General features: G+C 43.9%; 14 protein-coding genes and 3 pseudogenes. 11 read left to right on the top strand and 6 right to left on the bottom strand.

Translation table 11 applies throughout. The annotated features are described in order from the left end of the window. From AZ66_RS31800 to AZ66_RS06860, 3 genes are all read left to right on the top strand, one after another. Window positions 1-301 (top strand): hypothetical protein (locus tag AZ66_RS31800; RefSeq protein ID WP_044354148.1); only part of this gene is annotated, 301 nt, incomplete at its 5' end. Between the two features lie 402 nt (window positions 302-703). Beyond that, window positions 704-967 (top strand): hypothetical protein, encoded by a 264-nt coding sequence (locus AZ66_RS06865; RefSeq protein WP_156159920.1) that lies wholly within the window; start codon window positions 704-706, stop codon window positions 965-967. A gap of 532 nt (window positions 968-1,499) precedes the next feature. Continuing rightward, on the top strand, window positions 1,500-3,689 hold the full coding sequence (locus AZ66_RS06860) for a fibronectin type III domain-containing protein (protein WP_044354145.1): 2,190 nt from the start codon (window positions 1,500-1,502) through the stop codon (window positions 3,687-3,689). Window positions 3,690-3,826: 137 nt separating this feature from the next. On the opposite strand, the pseudogene AZ66_RS31265 reads toward AZ66_RS06860, so the two are convergent. After that, window positions 3,827-3,898 (bottom strand): annotated as a pseudogene (locus tag AZ66_RS31265) (hypothetical protein); the annotation flags it as partial. Window positions 3,899-4,062: 164 nt separating this feature from the next. Between AZ66_RS31265 and AZ66_RS06855 the strand changes: the two are divergent. After that, on the top strand, window positions 4,063-5,070 hold the full coding sequence (locus tag AZ66_RS06855; protein ID WP_044354143.1) for a carbon-nitrogen hydrolase family protein: 1,008 nt from the start codon (window positions 4,063-4,065) through the stop codon (window positions 5,068-5,070). Between the two features lie 434 nt (window positions 5,071-5,504). Here AZ66_RS06855 and AZ66_RS30435 read toward each other — a convergent pair whose 3' ends face one another. The 5 genes and pseudogenes from AZ66_RS30435 to AZ66_RS06840 all read right to left on the bottom strand — a co-directional run bounded on the left by AZ66_RS30435 (window position 5,505) and on the right by AZ66_RS06840 (window position 10,183). Further along, complete coding sequence (locus AZ66_RS30435; RefSeq protein ID WP_269433062.1) at window positions 5,505-5,654, bottom strand: Spo0E family sporulation regulatory protein-aspartic acid phosphatase; 150 nt, start codon at window positions 5,652-5,654, stop codon at window positions 5,505-5,507. Between the two features lie 519 nt (window positions 5,655-6,173). Then, window positions 6,174-7,367, bottom strand: coding sequence for a helix-turn-helix domain-containing protein (locus tag AZ66_RS06850; RefSeq protein WP_082061480.1), 1,194 nt, complete (start codon window positions 7,365-7,367; stop codon window positions 6,174-6,176). A gap of 202 nt (window positions 7,368-7,569) precedes the next feature. Further along, window positions 7,570-7,674: a cytochrome bd oxidase small subunit CydS gene (gene cydS / locus AZ66_RS33720; RefSeq protein ID WP_442950273.1), complete on the bottom strand. Its 105-nt coding sequence runs from the start codon at window positions 7,672-7,674 to the stop codon at window positions 7,570-7,572. Between the two features lie 97 nt (window positions 7,675-7,771). Next, window positions 7,772-8,824: a cytochrome d ubiquinol oxidase subunit II gene (locus tag AZ66_RS06845; protein ID WP_044354141.1), complete on the bottom strand. Its 1,053-nt coding sequence runs from the start codon at window positions 8,822-8,824 to the stop codon at window positions 7,772-7,774. Next, a pseudogene (locus tag AZ66_RS06840) lies at window positions 8,821-10,183 on the bottom strand (cytochrome ubiquinol oxidase subunit I). Before AZ66_RS06840 ends, AZ66_RS06845 begins: the two are co-directional and overlap by 4 nt. 408 nt (window positions 10,184-10,591) lie before the next feature. Here AZ66_RS06840 and AZ66_RS06835 point away from each other — a divergent pair. From AZ66_RS06835 to polA, 7 genes and pseudogenes are all read left to right on the top strand, one after another. Then, window positions 10,592-11,719 carry a methyl-accepting chemotaxis protein gene (locus tag AZ66_RS06835; protein WP_044354139.1) on the top strand — a complete coding sequence of 376 codons (1,128 nt, stop codon included), beginning with the start codon at window positions 10,592-10,594 and terminating at the stop codon, window positions 11,717-11,719. Window positions 11,720-11,849: 130 nt separating this feature from the next. Continuing rightward, window positions 11,850-12,855 (top strand): annotated as a pseudogene (locus tag AZ66_RS06830) (phosphate ABC transporter substrate-binding protein PstS family protein). Window positions 12,856-13,003: 148 nt separating this feature from the next. Continuing rightward, complete coding sequence (gene pstC / locus AZ66_RS06825) at window positions 13,004-13,930, top strand: phosphate ABC transporter permease subunit PstC (RefSeq protein ID WP_021252120.1); 927 nt, start codon at window positions 13,004-13,006, stop codon at window positions 13,928-13,930. A 4-nt stretch (window positions 13,931-13,934) separates the two neighbouring features. Then, complete coding sequence (pstA, locus tag AZ66_RS06820) at window positions 13,935-14,810, top strand: phosphate ABC transporter permease PstA (RefSeq protein WP_044354137.1); 876 nt, start codon at window positions 13,935-13,937, stop codon at window positions 14,808-14,810. A gap of 12 nt (window positions 14,811-14,822) precedes the next feature. Beyond that, complete coding sequence (pstB, locus tag AZ66_RS06815; RefSeq protein ID WP_044354135.1) at window positions 14,823-15,596, top strand: phosphate ABC transporter ATP-binding protein PstB; 774 nt, start codon at window positions 14,823-14,825, stop codon at window positions 15,594-15,596. Between the two features lie 33 nt (window positions 15,597-15,629). Then, the gene (phoU, locus tag AZ66_RS06810) at window positions 15,630-16,289 is read left to right on the top strand and encodes a phosphate signaling complex protein PhoU (protein ID WP_044354133.1); all 660 of its coding nucleotides are present in this window, start codon (window positions 15,630-15,632) and stop codon (window positions 16,287-16,289) included. A gap of 159 nt (window positions 16,290-16,448) precedes the next feature. Then, complete coding sequence (gene polA / locus AZ66_RS06805; protein WP_044354132.1) at window positions 16,449-19,121, top strand: DNA polymerase I; 2,673 nt, start codon at window positions 16,449-16,451, stop codon at window positions 19,119-19,121. Window positions 19,122-19,135 lie beyond the last annotated feature (14 nt).

The following is a 19,135-nucleotide window of genomic DNA, read 5'->3' as shown; positions in this document are numbered from 1 at the left end:
TATTGAAGCTCAAAATAAAGAGTTAAAAGCTTACAAGGATTATATTTCTTTTGTTGAATTTGGAGATAGATTTCAAGACAAAGCAAAACTTTTTATTGAATTAGGAGAACCTAGGGAAGATGATGAAAAGCAATTACAGGAATGTTTTAAAATGGTTGAATGGATTGTCTTACAAAAATACAAGGTGAATATTGTATTTTTCTTTAAGAATGATCCATTTATTCGAATACAGAGTACGGATATAGAGAAAATTCAAGATTGGAAAAATCTAAAGGACTACTTGGTCTGGAAGGGGCGGTAAAAACTGATAAACCACATGCGAGTTCAACAACTCCATACGGTTTTCCTTTTTTTGATTGTGACCCACACCCAGTGCCGAATGAATCGGGCGTCACGCTCAGAAAGAACTTAACCTTTATTGCCCCCATATGAAAGAATATGCCACTTTCAATCCATTTCTCTCCCTCAAAAAAGACACGGCGCTGATTTTGGTACAAGAAACGCTGAAGAATATGCTAAGAAGACAAATGATTTCTTTAACAAAGGGGGGGAATTACCAAGTTAAAGCTGATACTGATGGTACAATTAGAGTGTATGAACCTAGTTCAAATACGTTAGTTTCGTACACTGCTAACACTACAACAAAAACGTTTTATAAGCCGACATCGCCTACTTATTGGAGTAGGCAACCAAGAAGTTGAGGATGATAATAATGGAGAATAAATGTTTTGTATGTAATTATGCCGGATTGTATGGACCTCCTTATGATGAGAGAGGAGCCCCTTCTGATGAAATTTGTCCATGCTGTGGATTCCATTACGGTTACGATGATGATGATATAACAAACAAAGAAGATACTTATAAGCTATGGAGAGAGAAGTGGATCGAGAACGGCTTGAAATTGTTTTCAAAAGGAAGGAAATCACCTGAGGATTGGAAAGCTAATGAGCAATTGATGGGACTTTAATAAATTAATTTGCCTTGAGGGGTACTCCTTCAAGGCTTGTTTTTTACCTCACCCAGTGCCGAATGAATCGGGCGGCATGTTTTAGTAACTTTGAAAGCTTTGATTTAGACGAGGAAGAGTGGAAAAAACCAGAATCACTATGGATAACAAAGTGGAAATTAAAATTATCAAGGAAAAAGTGAAAGACATTAATTACGCCTGGGGCCTGACAACAAGAGTGAGCAACCAATTTAAGTAAAGATGCAGATGATTTAAATAAGGCCAGGTTTCTTGATATGGTAAAGTCTGACGAAACCGGAGAAATGGAATATAATGGGGTCACCGGGATGATCTACAACAAGTAAGCGGATTCTATTACATTCACATTAAGGATGAAATCATCAAAGTTAATCACACAAAATCCCTTAACGCTAGTATGGAATCAGCCTAATGAGGGGGGCTTATTTATGCAATAATAGAGAACTGACAGATCAGTGAGGAAAGATAGTGAGCTAATTATTCCAAATTTTCGTTCAGGAGGTAACGAGTCTTCATGCCAAGAGCGCTAAGAGTGATGAAATTGTGCTTAATACTATGCTTTTTTGTTATTTGTTATGTCGGAGTGAATGACCAAAAGCTAGATGCTTACTCGCCAAATTTATCTGAAAGGATGCTTCAACAAGATTCGAAGGAGCTTATGAGTGAACGAACGGATACCTCCAAGACTTTTCTTCATTCCAATAATTCAAGAACTACATATATTTCATCTCGGCCTATGCATTATAGGACGACGAGCGGATGGAAAGACATTAACAACATCTTTAACTTATCAAACAACTCAAAAACCATAGCATATATGAATGAAAATGTGTACGAGTTGGACGTTGCAAGGAAAAATGCAGCACTTCATATCAATTATGTAGGCAGTAATATGGCACTAGAACCGTTGAATACCATCTCAAGTTCTCCGCAAGTGAAACAAAACCGGATTTATTATCCTAATCTGTGGTCGAACGCATCATTTCAATATATTTCACAATATGATCAGATGTTTCTTCAGATTCAGCTTCATAATAAGAAGGCCTCGCAAGAATATGAGTTTAAATTGCAATCTAAAGATCTTATCGTATCATCCCAAAGTCCAAGCAGACTGGAATTAACAAATAGATTGAATCATGACGAGGTTTTTCAGTTAGATGGGTTCATTATTGATCGTAAAGGAAAGATACGCGATTCCCAATTTTCTATTAAACATGTGAATGTTAATGAATCGGTAGTCAAAGTCAATGTAAATGATAAGGAATTGGAGTATCCGCTTCAGATTGTAATGATGGCGACACCTGGTATCTCGAAAACGTCATCTCCGGATTATTCCAACAGCAACAAAATATATATAGACACACCAAATTTTCCAATTTCGCTAATTGAAAAAATATCATTTACGAGCCACTCCTTCGAACTAACCCCTGATGGAGATTATTATACATTCAGTAGACCGATGAAGGCATATCTTACGCTAGAGGAATATGAGAATGCAGGTTATACAAATTGTAAGGAAGAACCAGGTCTCGACGGAAGGTTGGTTAAGTACATCGGAAAAACTGCTGATGGCGAACCCAATGAGCTGCACGTTGGGAAAGATGAGCTGAGAACTGCTTGGGGAGGGACTACGGGCAAGTTTTATGGAGCGGCTTTTTACTCTCCTTTCATGTCGAGTTCTAGCTCTATGACATATGTAGAGGTTGCAATCACTTATACCCCGACAACTAGTTTCGCCCCTATTGTCTCAAATTTAAAGCCGAATAATAATGAGGTAGTAACAGATGATACGGTTCATCTGTCATGGACATATTCGGATGCAGAAAATCAACGTCAGTCTGCGTATGAAATCGAAATTTTTAATGGTGACAAGGTCTATATAAAGAAAAAAGAGATGATTAATACGAACTCTTTCGCATTACCACCAAATTCTTTATCAAAAAATTCTCATTATTCGTGGAGGGTTAGGGTATGGAATAGTGATAATCAAGTATCTGAGTATTCAGCCCCTGCGACCTTTTATTGGAAAGAAAAAGAGAAGCCACTAAGAGCCTATGAACTATCGAATCATTTTAAGGATGGGACTATCTTTTTCAACTGGAAATATGAATCTCCTAGTAAGAGCCCGCAATCAGCCTATGAAATCAATGTTTATGATGAAAATGGAAAAGAGTTCTTATCGACGGCCAAAATAAATTTGAATAGAAGCTCCCACTCGGCTGAACTGGGTCTATTTAATACCAAGAAGCAATATAGTTGGGAAGTAAGAGTATGGGATGATAAGAACACTGCGTCGGCATATTCGGAGCGTAGGGCGATTATTTGGGGAGACAAGCTTAAGCCATTGCCTCCTTCTCAGCTACAATCTCGTATCACAAACGGTGCTGTAGAATTCCAATGGAACTATAAATCACCGAAGGACAGCCCTCAAGCTGCATATGAACTCTTGGTATATAATCAAAATGGACAAATTGCTCTCCAAACTGGGCGTATAAGCAGCCAACGTTCTCTTCACACTCTTTTACTTAGCAGTATCATTACAAAAGAAACGTATACTTGGAAAGTGCGGGTATGGGATCAAGACAACGGAGTATCTGACTTTTCATCAATATCAATGCTCGATTTGTATCAAGAAGTAGAATATCATTACAACCCGGATGGAAAGCTCATGTTCATTTATTCGAAGAGCAAAAATAAAAAATAATAGAATATGTATATGATAAAAATGGTAACGTCATAAAAGTAATTAAATATTAAGTTATAAAATGTACGCCTTGGACTGTCAACACTAAACTAGACCACTTTTTTTAGGGTCAATTTTTTGTAACCAACTGGGCTCATCTAGCCTAGTGTTCCATGAATTCGGTATTTATTGTACCCGTTCACATAATCATTTAACTCCAGTTTCAGATGCTGAAGGCTATTTGTATTTCTATTTGATCAAATTAACAAAAATAGAAAGTGGATGGGTAAAAAATGGAAAGTGGATGGTTACAAAAGATTTCTCAAATGTTAATTTGTAGTTAAATAATTATTTGAACTCAAATAATTATAAATAATTACAAAAGGAGAAATTTATTGTGGGAAATTATCCTAAATATCGCGCAGCAGCTGTCCAGGCTGCACCTGTATACTTGGATTTAGATGCAACAGTTGAGAAATCTTGCAAATTGATTGCTGAAGCAGCATCTAATGGTGCAAAATTAGTTGCTTTTCCCGAAGCTTTTCTTCCCGGTTATCCTTGGTTTGCATTTATTGGCCATCCAGAATATACGAAAAAATTCTATCATGATCTCTACAAAAATGCAGTTGAGATTCCTAGCTTAGCTATTCAAAAAATAAGTGAAGCAGCTAGAAAACACGAAACTTACGTATGTATGTCTTGTAGTGAAAAAGATGGTGGATCTTTATATTTAACTCAACTATGGTTTAATCCCAAGGGCGATTTAATTGGAAAACATCGAAAGATGAGAGCGTCTGTTGCTGAAAGACTTATATGGGGAGACGGAAATGGAAGCTTGATGCCCGTATTTAAAACGGAGCTTGGTAATTTGGGTGGACTGATGTGTTGGGAACACCAGGTTCCTTTAAATCTGCTTGCAATGAATTCACAAAATGAACAAGTACATGTAGCCTCCTGGCCAGGATACTTTGATGATGAAATCTCAAGTCGATATTATGCTATTTCAACTCAAACCTTTGTTTTAATGACATCATCTATATATTCGGAAGAAATGAAAAGTATGATTTGTTTAACACCTGAACAAAAAGAATACTTCGATACATTCAAGAGTGGACATACTTGTATTTATGGACCTGATGGAGAACCAATTAGCGATATGATTCCTGCAGAAACAGAAGGAATCGCTTATGGTGATATAGATATAGAAAAAATAATTGATTATAAATATTACATCGATCCTGCTGGTCACTATTCTAACCAAAGCTTAAGTATGAATTTTAATCAAAATCCTACACCTGTTGTTCGTAAGTTTGGAGATAACGAGACTAAGAAAATGACTTATGAGGAAATCAATCTACAGATTGGCAGTCGAAACTTTTCAGGTGAAAATGCTTCCTTTTAATAAGTGAGATGATATGAAAGCGTCTTGAACACTCTCTGTCAGATAATGTTCAAGACGCTTCTATTTTCATGTACGTGGCATGGGCAAAAGGGTATGTCGTAAAACCCGGCATCTGAACGACGCCGGGTTGGCATTATGCTATTTTTCGAAACTACTCTGTGATTTTTTCTAGGACAGGCATGATCGCAATTGGCGGAAGCGACAGAAACACCGCTTGGTAATACACATTTTATTTGTCGCCAATGGAACTGATAAATCTGGTGGAAATTGATTGATCCTGTTTGTCCATAGCCGAGACCGAAATGTTGTTCGAAGCGGATTCATCCGCATGATCAAGAGCAGGTTTTGCTCCGGTCGCAAATCTTAAACCTAATGAGAGAGTGAATACTGTAATACCAAATTCTTTTTCGTGATCATGTTTTGCAATCCTCTTTTTATATTTTAATAGAGGATTTTTTCATGCATTTCTTTTGATGTTCCAGTATGTAAATGTCTAGAAGTTGGCTGATTTGTACGACTTCGTCATCGATAATATTATTTTTTTGGTTCATGAGGCAGGTTAATTCTTGCCTGAGTCGATCAATTTTATTTAATAGATCATCACAGTATATAATAGTCCGTCACCTCGGATTAGGGAGAATAATGGGGTGCACCCTGTCTTTACTATTAGTATACAATGTGTCTATTGAATTCTAATAAAAGGGATTATAGGGAAACTTTTTAAAATAAAAAAAGAGTACCAAGTTGGCACTCTTACCATGGGTGATGTCCGTTATCACTTCCAATGTCGACAAAAATGTTGTTAGTCCAGCAATAACAGAGAAGAGGAGCCTAGTATCGACTTTCAAAGTGAGACAACTTCGAGCAATTTCATGAATTAACTAACGGTAATGAAATACTATTACGAAATAGGCTACCATGGAGTGATTCCATCACTATTACCAGACAAAGCAGACATCGTAGCTTCGCCAATGACGACAGCGCTTAGAAGAGCAATATATGCTTTTGCCACGAAACGCTTCACTGTAATCCCTCCCTATCGGTTCGTTTGTAGTGCTCTGTCAGTTTTTGTAATGTCGGTATGGTCATCTGCATATTTTGCGTCAAATGACTTTGCATGATTTGGTGAATGCATTGTTTTCTTGACGAACGTCGTCCACTCTTGAAAAATGAAGAGCGCCTTCGAGAAACCCAGATATGCTTTTCTCAAATTCACCAACAGTTATGAAATATTTTGCTCGATGGTAATAATATTCGGCTAGTTGTGAAATCATGTTGGGATTGCTATCAATGATGTGTTGTGGGTCGATGGGGTAGGAAAGTAAATTTTTGGCTTCTTCTAATCGATGCTCCTTCAAATAAATAATCATTAATTGATTCAAAGCTGACAGAGCTGTATTCTGATCACATTTTTCTAGTAAAGTGGTCAACTGAGCTACAGCTACATCGGTCTTCCCCTTTTTGGAATTGAGTAATGCGTTCATCAGCAGCGTATTTTCTTTGATGTAAGGGCCATCATACTGTGAGTAAAGGTGAGTGTAATATTCGGACTTGTCATAATTCCCGATTTGATAATATGCACCCCTCAATATAAAGAGTGCGTGAACGTAGTACTCATTGTCATGTTCCGCTTCCTGAACCACGTGAAGGGCAAGCTCGATGCTCTCTGGATATAAAAATAAATTATAAGCATGAATGCCCAGCTTGTAATAGAACATGATGCGGTCTTCTGCGCTCAAAAAATGAGCGTACATTACGATATGATTTCCACTTTCGTACACTGCCCGCATCCGAGTAAAATCATCTCGTTCGATGAGGTACACCTGGAGCAAACCTTTTGCTAGGAACGGCATGATGCCGTGATCGCGTGAGTAGTCAACGATCAATTGGTACAAGGCCAATCGAATGTCCTTGTGTTCCACTGAAGCTGCGAAGCTATATAGGCGTTCGACTAAGGAGTGGCTGTCGTTGCTTGGTGATTCCAGAAATTTGGCACCTACTGTTCGTGCCAGTTCGGCGGAGCCTGAATGCTGGATCACGTCCTGCAGTATATGCAGCCGCATCTCTGCTCGTTTGTCCACGCTTAAGTACAGTTCGACAACCGTATCCAACGGGATGCGCAGTGCTTCGACAAGCGGGCGAAGTGTCGTATATTCCGGCCTCTTGACATCTTCGTTTTCGATTTTGGATATTGTGCCTTTATGAACGCCGGATGTTTCTGACAATTGCGCTAAAGTCATGCCGCTGTTGCGCCTATAACTATGTATTAATTCGCCGATGGACAATATCTGTGCCATCCTGTATGCACCTACTCTCATTTTCAATCATATACTCCTATAATTTACCATAGATTTTGTCGAATGGGAATGTTTGGATTGTTTGGATGGGATCAAAAGTTAAAAAATGTCGATTGTAAGTGAATTAATCAATTCCATTAACAAAAAGAACCTTGCCCGTACGGTGGCAAGGTTCTGCGTGGATTATGCGAGAGACAGCGATCTAAATATCATCCTCATTCATGTCTCGTGAGCCCCAATAAAATAGGGCAATGACGAAACCAATAACAATAATGAACGGGGCATAAAAGATTAAAAATTGATTCATCTGCTCTGTGCTCCTTTATATTTAACATAGCACTGCGCGACATTCATATCTGCCGCTTCATCCGCTGCATGCATTGCATGAATGCCTTCTCATCCCATCAAATATGCTTCTTGCCCGACCGACCGCCTGTGCCATTCTTGATCCCCTTCACATAGTTCGCGTCGAACAGGAACAGGCGAAGAAGCAGGAAGAGCGAGGGCAGTAGAATGAGCAATCCAAGGACAAATACAACGATCAGCGCATAGGCCATGGCCGGATTCGTGACATGCTCATAGACATTGATGTATGGGTAGAGCACATAAGGCAAATGTGCCGATCCGTATCCGAACCAAGCGAACCCGAATTGTAAGATGACACATAGAAACGCTAAGCCATAACGGCGTCTTCTCCATACATAATAGACGGCGATGACGAAGAACAGGAAGGACAGAACGAACATCCATGCCCGATCCAACATATTGGCAAAGTGCTCCGCATTATGACCCTGAATGGCGTAGAATACGAACAAGCTGGCTAGGATGGTGGGCGCGGACCACATCAGGGCATATTTGCGCACAATGTTGAGTGCCCCTTCATCCTCAGCTTTGGATGCATAGTACGTCAGGAACATGGCGGAAATGTACAACACGCTGACAAGAGCGAGCACAATAACGGAATAGGGATAGATGTTAGTGAACAGGCTCAGGAACTGAAATGAAATGCTGCCGTCAGCCCCCTCCGAAATATACCCTCCTTCAGAAATCGCGAGCACGGTGGACAACGCAGCGGGAATGAGCCATCCACTGACTCCATATAGAAACAGGTAGATACGATTACTCTTAACCCCATATGTGCTAAAGGCATAGTACGATCCTCGTAAGGCAAGCAGAATGAGCGCTAGACTGCCTGGGACGAGCAGTGCTGTTCCATAGTAGTACGCTGAATCGGGGAAGAATCCGACCAAGCCGATGTAGAAGAAGACTAAGAACACATTGGTTACTTCCCATACAGGGGACAAGTAGCGCTCAATCACGTTATGGATAATATGGCGTTTACCCGTTACCGAGCTGACATAACTGAAGAAGCCTGCCCCGAAGTCGATTGAGGCGACAAGCAGATAGCCGAACAGGAAGATCCATAGAACGGTGATGCCGACTAATTCGTAACTCATTTCTTCCCTCCTCCTTCCCAGCCAAGTGCCTTAATTTCATCTTCAGCAGGGTTGTGCTTGAACATGCGAATGAGCACCCGAATAGCAGTCACTGTGATTAATAGATAGAGCAGCGTGAACAGCCACAGCATTGTATCCACGTGATTGGATGTCGTTGCGCCTTCGGCTACGGTCATGACTTTCCATAGAATCCAAGGCTGACGTCCAATTTCAGCGAACATCCATCCGAATTCGATAGCCAACACCGAGAGCGGAGCGCCAAGCACAACGGCTCTAAGCAGCAATCGATTATGCGGCTTTTTTAGGCTTTGTCTGCGATTCCGCATGAACCAGATGACATACCATAGGGACACGACTGTTAAGTACATGCCGATAAACACCATGGAGTCGAAGAAGTAGTGGGATGCTTTAAGTGGAGGTCTCTCCTCCACGGGCACATCGTTCAATCCCTTCACGACCGTATCCGGGGGTGCCGCCTGCTAATATGCTCAAGGCAAATGGGATATGAAATCCGTATTTCACCTCATTATTTTCGGTAAGAATGCCGCCGAAGACGAGCTCAGCATGGGACTTCGTCTCAAAGTGCCATTCTGCTGCCGCCAGCTTCTCGGGCTGATATTCATGCAAATACTTGCCTGAGAAGTCGCCGATGACGGCTGTTGCGACAGAGAAGAGCAGGGCGGTTACCATCGACATGCGGAGCGCTTTTTTGTAATACGCGTGGGTGCGGCCGCGCAGTAGAGACATAGCTGAGATGGCTGCCATAATGAAGGCGCAAGTCACATAGGCGGTCGCGAGCACATGTCCAACTTTCGTCGGCATGGCAGGATTGAACATCGCTACGATAGGTTCAATATTCGTCATTTTCCCGTTCACCAGATCAAATCCGCGTGGTGCATTCATAAAGCCGTTAACAGCCGTAATGAAGAAGGCAGAGGCTGAGGAGCCTATAGCGACCGGAACAAGCAGAAGAAAATGATAGATGCGGTTCGGGAAGCGATCCCAGGTGTATAAATAGATGCCTAGAAAGATGGCTTCCACAAAAAACGCGAATGTCTCCATGAATAAAGGCAAAGCGATAGCCTGTCCTGCAACCCGCATAAAGTTCGGCCACAATAAGCTCAATTGTAGACCGATGCATGTCCCTGTTACGACACCTACAGCGACAGTAACCGTGAATCCGCGAGCCCAGCGGCGTGCCATAAGCAGATAATAGGAGTCGCCTCGCTTAATGCCGATCCATTCCGCAAGTGCAATCATTAATGGCATGCCGACACCAATAGTGGCGTATACGATATGTACGAACAGTGTTAGCCCGGTAAGTATGCGGCTGAAAATAACCGGATCATAGGTGAGCATGTGAGGTCAACACTCCTTCAAATATAAGTTCCGATCGTTCAGAATAGCCTTCGCAAGAAGGACAGCAGCATGATCGCGCCAACAACAAAGCAGACGACGATAAGCATCTTTTCTTGCTTTCTTATTTTTTCAATATGGTTGTTATCAGATCCCATTCATAGTCCCTCCCTTTTATCCCGAGAGAACGATCCCCGAAAAATAGGTTTGCCCTTGAAAAAGCTCCTAGTGAAATGATGCCCGTTTTTTCGATGTCTATGATGAAATCATGAAAGTTAGTCTTATCAAGATATGAAAATGAGGAAAAGTCGATTTACAAAATCTTAAAACACGCAATGTGGCAGCATTAACATTACCGTGCTACATTGGGACTAAAGACCGATAACAGGACTAGAGTAGGAGTGGAAGCTTATGACGATGTTGCTAACGAAGATGGAAGTAAGACGAGAGGAAGCGAATCGACCATCCATTATAAAGAGAGAGTATGAGGATCTCATTCAATTCGCACCGATCATTCTTGCCAGCACCACCATTGAAGAAGCGGATCATCGATTTCGGGAGGATGGCTCGCTGCGCTGCCTTGTCATAGGAAATGAACATTCTGAACCGTTTGGCATTGTGATGCGGGAGAGATTCCATGAAAAAATGAGCAAGCGATTCTCCCCTGCACTTTATTACGAAAAATCAATTGTTCGCGTAATGGATAAAGAGGCACTCATTGTCGAATGCGGTATCGATACCGAACAACTATTGGATATGTCAGCGTCCCGTTCTGAGGAACGAATGTACGACAGTATTGTGGTCACACGTGGGGGCAAATATGTCGGAATACTTACTTCCAAGCAGCTGTCATCCTTATCCAATCAAATACGACTCGAAGCGAAGCAGAAAGAGTCGGAGGTTATTACGTCTACGCTGGGCGCATTGCACAGCATATTAGCTGAAACTGAACATGTCCGCCAAGCTTCAGCAGATGGCAAATCGCACGCAGATCGGATGATCGACGAAACATTGACGGGAAAGACCGTGCTTGATCAGGTATCTTCTGCATTTCAACAGGTATCCGTACGAGTGGAGAGCCAGGCAAGACAAACCAAGGAATTAACTGAGCATACAACAGCGGTGGCGGATGCCGTCAGCGTTATTCGCTCATGGTCAGATTCTTGTCATATGCTGGCGCTCAATGCATCCATTGAAGCTGCGCGTGCAGGGGAGCATGGGCGCGGGTTCGAGGTGGTTGCGTCCGAGGTGCGCAAGCTGGCTTCGTTAACCAAGGCAGCCACGGAGCAAATCGATGAGACGCTCCATCAGATGATGAAAGCCTTAACGCTGACGATTACAACCGGCGATCAAGCTCATTCCGAAGTGAATACGACGCTTGAAGGCTTGAACGCTGCCTTGTCCAAGTTCGAGCAACTGTTCCGTGCCATAGCAGAAAATCGCAATCGATTGGATCAAGTAGATGCGTACGCAGCACGCATGGCTGTGACAGCGAATGAGGCAAATCGACAGTTACAGACAATGTCAGCACAAGATTGATTTTTTTACATTCCGTTAACAAATAAACCAAACAGTCTTAACAAACAGCCATTAACATACTAGATGTGAGACAAACAACGAATACATTACAACAAAACACATGGGAATCAATCAAAAGGAGTGGATTGTCTTGAAAAAATGGGGAAAACAAATCATGATGCTCACGCTCGTAGCAGCGTTGACAGTAGTATTGGCTGCTTGTGGAGGCAAGAAGGATGATGCTTCTGCAAATCAAGGTAACAACGCGGCAACAACGGAAACGAACAAGTCGGCGACGGAAACGACTAGCCCTGAGAAGTTGACAGGCACGATCGAAATAGATGGATCCAGCACAGTATATCCAATCGCAGAAGCGATTGCAGAAGAGTTCGGCAAAGAGAACGGCGAAGTACGCGTATCGGTTGGTACAGCAGGTACAGGCGGCGGCTTCAAACGCTTCATTAATAGCGAGACAGCAATCAGCAACGCTTCTCGTCCAATCAAAGAAAAAGAAGCAGCTGCTGCAAAAGAAAAAGGGATCGACTACTTGGAATTGTCTGTGGCCTATGACGGCTTGTCCATCGTAGTGAATAAGGACAACACTTGGGTGGATCACATTACAACAGATGAACTGAAGAAAATCTATGAGCCTAACTCGAAAGTAAAAACATGGGCTGACGTTCGTGCAGGATGGCCAGCAGAAGATATTAAAATCTATTCGCCGGATACAAACCACGGCACATTCGACTACTTCACTGAAGAAATCAACGGCAAAGCACAAGAGAGCCGCAATGACAAGCAAATCACATTCAGTGCCGATACGAATGCTATCGTGCAAGGGGTATCTGGTGATAAGAACGCTATGGGCTACTTCGGATTCTCTTACTACGAAGAGAATCAAGACAAGCTGAAGCTGATACCAGTTGACGGCGGCAAAGGCGCAATCGCTCCTTCTGAAGAGACAATTAAAGATGGAAGTTATGCACCACTGTCCCGCCCGCTCTTCATCTATGTGAACAAGAAGAAGCTGGAGCAGCCAGAAGTGAAAGCATTCGTTGATTACTATATGAAAAAATGTAGGCAACATCGCGAAGGAAGTCGGATACGTTGCACTTCCACAAGAAAAATACGATGAGCAAATGAACTTGTTGAAATAAGAGAAGTACTGACTTCGATTTCGGTTATAGTCAGCATCATACTAGCAGTGAAATGTGATGTCTCTCCAAAAACAGATGTTTGAGGCATCACATTTTCACGAAGTCAATGTTAACGAATTGTAAAAGAACGCAAAGAGAGGTTAGGGCTATGCAGGGTAATCTCCCGCAGCGAGAGACGACGATATCATTCAAAAATGGCAAAGTGCATGTAACCGATAAAATTGTTCCGATTTTATTATTCCTATGTGCCGCTTTGTCTGTAGCGACAACCATCGGGATTGTTTACACGCTCTTTTCTGAAACGTTCTCTTTCTTGAAGCAAGTCAAGATTACAGAATTCTTGTTCGGTACAACGTGGAGCCCGCTCATATCACCGAAGTCCTTCGGCATCCTGCCGCTGCTAGGTGGTACGTTAATGATTACGGTTATTGCTTGTCTGGTTGCGATACCGATTGGACTTGCAAGTGCAATCTACTTGAGCGAATATGCACCTACTCGTGTTCGCAAAATTGTGAAGCCGATTCTTGAAGTATTGGCTGGTATCCCAACGATTGTTTACGGTTATTTTGCTCTAACCTTCGTTACGCCGTTGTTGAAGTTTATCTTCCCATCGACGGGAATGTTCAATGCGTTAAGCGCAGGTCTTGTTGTCGGGATTATGATTATTCCGATGGTCTCTTCCTTGTCTGAGGATGCGATGTCGGCAGTACCGCGCAGCTTACGAAATGGGGCATATGCACTCGGGGCAACAAGATTTGAGGTTGCGTTGAAAATTGTGGTTCCAGCAGCTTTCTCGGGTATCGTATCATCTGCTGTACTTGCCTTCTCGCGCGCAATTGGCGAGACGATGATTGTAACGATTGCTGCAGGTGCAACACCGCATTTGACCTGGAATCCGCTAGAGAGCATCCAGACGATGACGGCTTATATAGTACAGGTCAGCATGGGAGATACACCGCATGGCTCCATTGAGTATGGAACGATCTTTGCTGTTGGTATGACCTTGTTCGTGATTACGTTCCTGCTTAATATTTTGGCGCTGTGGGTGGCAAGACGCTTCAGGGAGGAGTACTAAGCTAATGAGTATGTTTCAAGATGCAAACCGCAAACAGATTGGTACCCGCCGGAAGGTAGACCTTGTGCTTCATATCCTGTTCCTGGTGGCAACTTCTATCGGTATTATTGCGCTAATGGCCTTGCTGATTCAGATAATGATAGATGGATTGTCTCGTTTGAACCTTGATCTATTTACGAATTACCCGTCGCGAATGGCTGCGAAGGCTGGGATGAAATCAGCAATTGTCGGTTCCATTTACATGGTGCTTATTATGGCTCCTATCTCGTTCGTCCTCGGCGTAGGAGCGGCGATCTATCTTGAGGAATACGCGAAGAAGAATAGGCTAACACGGTTAATTCAACTGAATATTAGTACGTTGGCCGGGGTTCCATCCATTGTGTACGGGATATTGGGATTAACAATCTTCGTACGCGGATTGGCTCTGGAACGCAGCTTGCTCTCCGGAGCGCTTACGATGACGCTGCTCGTGCTGCCGATTATTATCGTGTCTGCACAGGAAGCCATCCGTGCAGTACCTAGGGCGCGCCGGGATGCTTCATTCGCTCTCGGTGCAACGAAATGGCAGACGGTATCCCGTTCTGTTCTTCCGTCTTCGATTTCAAGTATTATGACAGGCGTTATCTTAGCATTGTCCCGGGCAATCGGGGAGACAGCACCGCTCGTTATGATTGGGGCATTGACTTTCGTTGCGTTTCTGCCAGAGAGCATTATGGATCAGTTTACCGTTATGCCGATTCAAATCTTCAACTGGGTATCTAGACCGCAACTTGCATTCCATGAACTGGCTGCAGCAGGCATTATCGTGCTTCTGGCGCTGCTTATCATTATGAATATCTCAGCAGTTATTCTACGCAATAAATATCAGAAACATATTTAAGGAGACGATAGCATGAGCACAGCGACTGCCTTACAGACGTTAATCGACATTAAGAACTTAAACTTGTACTACGGTACGTATCATGCCTTGAAAAATGTCACTATGACGATTCCGGAGAAGGCAGTCACTGCGTTCATCGGACCGTCCGGCTGCGGGAAATCTACGTTGCTTCGTACATTGAACCGCATGAACGACATGATCATAGGCACGCGTATTGAAGGAACAGTTGCGATTGGCGGAACAGATATCTACAGCAACGAAGTTGATGTGGAAACACTTCGCAAAAAAGTAGGTATGGTATTCCAGCAGCCAAACCCATTTCCGAAGTCGATTTATGACAACATTGCTTACGGCCCGCGTCTTCATGGCATCCGCAGCAAAGCGAAGCTGGATGAGATTGTTGAGCAGAGCTTGAAGCAAGCTGTACTGTGGGATGAAGTGAAGGACTACTTGAAGCGCTCTGCCTTCGGTTTGTCTGGCGGTCAGCAGCAGCGTCTCTGTATCGCGCGCGCATTGGCAGTCAACCCTGACATTCTGCTGATGGACGAGGCGACTTCGGCCTTGGATCCAATCTCAACGCTGAAGATTGAAGAGCTTGTCCAAGAGCTCAAGCACAAGTACACGATTGTTATGGTTACGCACAATATGCATCAAGCTGCTCGTGTATCGGATCAGACGGTGTTCTTCTTGAACGGAGAAGTCGTTGAATTCGACAATACGGAGACGTTGTTCTCGAATCCTACTGATAAGCGGACAGAGGATTACATTACAGGTCGCTTCGGCTAAATTTGATAAGAAGGATAAGGAGTGTAGCTGCAAATGATCAAGCGGAGAGAGTTCGACTTGGCCTTAGAAGAACTAAGTACATTGCTTGAAGAGATGGGGACGCGAGTAGAGCGTGCCTTGTCGGAATCAATTGAATCGTTGAAGAATATGGATGTCGAGCGTGCCAAGCGAATCATTTCCGAGGATGCTGAGCTGAATCGCATTGAGGAGAAGATTATCGATCTTGGATCGAAGTTGATTTTGACACAGCAGCCTGTTGCGAAGGATTTGCGCCGCATTCTCGTTTCCTTCCGCATCTCCAATGATCTGGAGCGGATGGGAGATCTGTCGATTGACGTAGCGAAGGTTGTGCTGCGCATGGAAGGTCAGACGTTCATGAAGCCGTTGATCGACTTGCCTCGCATGGCGGAGACGGTACAGCTGATGATCAGGGAGTCAATTCAAGCTTACATTAAGGAAGACGTGAATCTTGCTTACAAAATGGCGAAGGACGATGACCTCGTCGACCAGTTGTACAGCCAGATCTTCCGGGAGCTGTTGACGTACGTTGTAGAGAATCCGCAAAATGCATCTCAGGCGATGCTGCTTACCTTCGTCGGACGCTACATCGAACGGATTGCCGATCATGCGACTAACATTGGTGAGGCGGTCGTCTATCTTGTGACGAACCAACGCCCTGATTTGAATAATTAATCATACGGAATCATTGAAGAATATGTCATCTTATTCTCCATCCTCAACCGACCGCGGATCACCCGGTCGGTTATTTTTTTCCCATAATATCATCATTTTCTTTTCTAGTACTGGCTATGCTATCATGAAGGTAGAGAATGGATTGAGGTGCATGAAACAATGGATAAATGGATCATTATTGACGGCAACAATATTATTTACCGCGCTTTCTTTGCAATGCCTCCTCTGACGAATGCTCAAGGATTACATACAAATGCTGTATACGGATTCACGACGATGCTTCTTCGCGTTATTGAAGAAGAGAAGCCGACCCACTTGCTGGTTGCATTTGATGCTGGCAAGGAGACATTCCGTCATGGAGATTACAAGGACTACAAAGGCGGCCGGGAGAAGACGCCTTCTGAGCTGTCAGAGCAGTTCCCTGTCTTGAAGCAGCTGCTTGATGCGCTTGGTGTTCCTCATTTCGAGATGAGCGGATACGAGGCGGATGATATTATCGGTACCTTGACTCGCGAAGCAAATGAGCAAGGAATTGAGATGGCGGTTGTGAGCGGGGATAAAGATATGCTCCAGCTTACTTCTGATCAGGTTACGATTCTGCTCACACGCAAGGGTGTGACGGAGATTGAGAAATATACACCGGCAGCCTTGCAGGAGAAGTATGGCATTGAGCCATTACAAATTATTGATATGAAGGGCCTAATGGGCGATTCCTCGGACAATATTCCGGGTGTGCCCGGTATTGGAGAGAAGACGGCTCTTAAGCTGCTGCATCAATTCGGCAGCGTAGAGAGTGTGCTTGAGCATGTGGACGAGCTGAAGGGCAAGATGAAGGAGAACCTCATTAATCATGCTGAAGACGCACGCATGAGCAAGAAGCTTGCAACGATCTTCCGTGAGGTGCCGCTGGAGAAGAGCCATGAGGAGATGGCGTATCATGGCATTAAGGCGGACACGGCGATTCCGATGCTGCAGAAGCTTGAGTTCAAGTCAATTATTGAGCGTATGGAGAAGATCGGGCTGATCGAGGGCGGCACGGTTGCATCAGCACCTGCTGATGAAGAGCTGTCTGAGGATAAATTGAACGTGCAGCTTGTGGATGGAGATTTCAGCGGGTTGAAGCAAATCATCGCTTCCGCGGATACAATCATCGTCGAAGCGCATGGAGACAATCCACATCAAGCAGAGCTTATTGGTGTGCTTATTGCGGAAGAGGAGTCCAACTGGTTCATGACCCGTGAGGAGCTTCTATCTGACAAGGCACTATTCGTACGGGAATGGATTGCGGATCAAGGTAAGCAGAAGAGCGGCTACGATATGCATTATGCGGAATTGGTGCTGCATTGGACAGGCATTGCCTATGATGGCTCCGCATTCGATGCTCAGCTTGCTTCCTATGTGCTTAACCCGGATGATGCGGCACTGTCCCTTCAAGCGATTGCTGAGAAGTACGGCTTGTCATCTAGCCCGACGGATGAAGAAGTGTACGGGAAGGGTGCCAAGTTCAAGGTTCCTGAACTTGAGACTGTTGCGTTGCACGCTGCTCGCAAGGGCAAGCTTGTTCGCCAGTTGAAGCCTGTGATGGAGCAATTGCTCCAAGAGCAGGAAATGAACCGACTTTATTTTGACCTGGAGCTTCCATTGTCTCGTGTTCTGGCGCAGATGGAGAAGACCGGCATTCAAGTCGATACAGATGCGCTGAATCAATTAGGTACGCAGTTTACGGAACAAATTGAGACGACAATGAAGCGTATTTATGAGCTCGCAGGTACGGAGTTCAATGTTGGATCGCCGAAGCAGCTCGGTGAGATCCTATTCGATAAGCTTGGACTTCCAGTCATCAAGAAGACGAAGACCGGATATTCCACAGATGCGGAAGTTTTGGAGAAGCTGGAGCCTTACCACGAGATCATTCCACTAATTCTGCATTACCGTCAAATGACGAAGCTCCAATCGACGTATATTGAAGGATTACTGAAGGAAGTGCGCAAGGAAACGGGCAATGTCCACACTTACTTCCGCCAGACCATTACTGCGACTGGACGCTTAAGCAGCCAATACCCGAACCTGCAGAATATTCCCGTTCGGCTTGAGGAAGGACGCAAGATTCGTCAGGCGTTTGTTCCTTCGGAGAAGGGATGGCATATCGTTGCTGCCGACTACTCTCAGATTGAGCTTCGTGTATTGGCTCATATCTCGGGAGACGAGAAGCTGAAGGAAGCTTTCCTGCATGACATGGACATTCATACGAAGACCGCGATGGACGTGTTCGGTGTATCTCCTGAGCAGGTTGACGCTAACATGCGCCGCTCGGCGAAGGCGGTTAACTTCGGGATTGTATACGGTATTAGTGATTACGGACTGTCTCAGAACTTGAATATTACGCGCAAGGAAGCAGCGCAGTTTATCGAGCAGTATTTTGCTGTATTCCAAGGCGTTAAGCAGTATATGGAAGACATCGTGAAGCTTGCTCGCCAAGACGGCTATGTAAAGACAATGCTGGAGCGCAGACGGTACCTGAAGGATATTCATGCTTCCAACTTCAATCTGCGTTCATTCGCAGAGCGGACGGCGATGAATACTCCGATTCAAGGAACAGCCGCAGATATTATTAAGCTCGCCATGGTTCAGATGGATGCTCGTATGCGCGAAGCGGGACTGAAGAGCCGCATGCTGCTGCAAGTACACGATGAATTGGTATTCGAGGTTCCAGATGAAGAGATGGAGACGATGTTGAAGCTTGTTCCTGAAGTAATGGAATCGGCTATTGAGCTCTGTGTTCCGATGCGAGCAGATGTAAACAGCGGCGAGAATTGGTATGAAGCGAAGTAGAACGTAAGCCAAGG

Origin of the sequence: Paenibacillus sp. E194, assembly GCF_000935845.1 — a bacterium.
GTDB lineage: Bacteria > Bacillota > Bacilli > Paenibacillales > Paenibacillaceae > Paenibacillus_B > Paenibacillus_B alvei_B.
The sequence above is the reverse complement of the archived record's forward strand: the minus strand, read 5'-3'. Positions and strand labels throughout refer to the sequence as shown.

Coding starts and splice junctions, on each gene's coding strand:
- pstB (WP_044354135.1), top strand. CDS start 14,823: ATGAGCACAGCGACTGCCTTACAGACGTTAATCGACATTAAGAACTTA.
- AZ66_RS06845 (WP_044354141.1), bottom strand. CDS start 8,824: ATGAGTTACGAATTAGTCGGCATCACCGTTCTATGGATCTTCCTGTTC.
- AZ66_RS06860 (WP_044354145.1), top strand. CDS start 1,500: ATGCCAAGAGCGCTAAGAGTGATGAAATTGTGCTTAATACTATGCTTT.
- pstA (WP_044354137.1), top strand. CDS start 13,935: ATGAGTATGTTTCAAGATGCAAACCGCAAACAGATTGGTACCCGCCGG.
- AZ66_RS06850 (WP_082061480.1), bottom strand. CDS start 7,367: ATGGCACAGATATTGTCCATCGGCGAATTAATACATAGTTATAGGCGC.
- pstC (WP_021252120.1), top strand. CDS start 13,004: ATGCAGGGTAATCTCCCGCAGCGAGAGACGACGATATCATTCAAAAAT.
- cydS (WP_442950273.1), bottom strand. CDS start 7,674: ATGAATCAATTTTTAATCTTTTATGCCCCGTTCATTATTGTTATTGGT.
- polA (WP_044354132.1), top strand. CDS start 16,449: ATGGATAAATGGATCATTATTGACGGCAACAATATTATTTACCGCGCT.
- phoU (WP_044354133.1), top strand. CDS start 15,630: ATGATCAAGCGGAGAGAGTTCGACTTGGCCTTAGAAGAACTAAGTACA.
- AZ66_RS06865 (WP_156159920.1), top strand. CDS start 704: ATGATAATAATGGAGAATAAATGTTTTGTATGTAATTATGCCGGATTG.
- AZ66_RS06835 (WP_044354139.1), top strand. CDS start 10,592: ATGACGATGTTGCTAACGAAGATGGAAGTAAGACGAGAGGAAGCGAAT.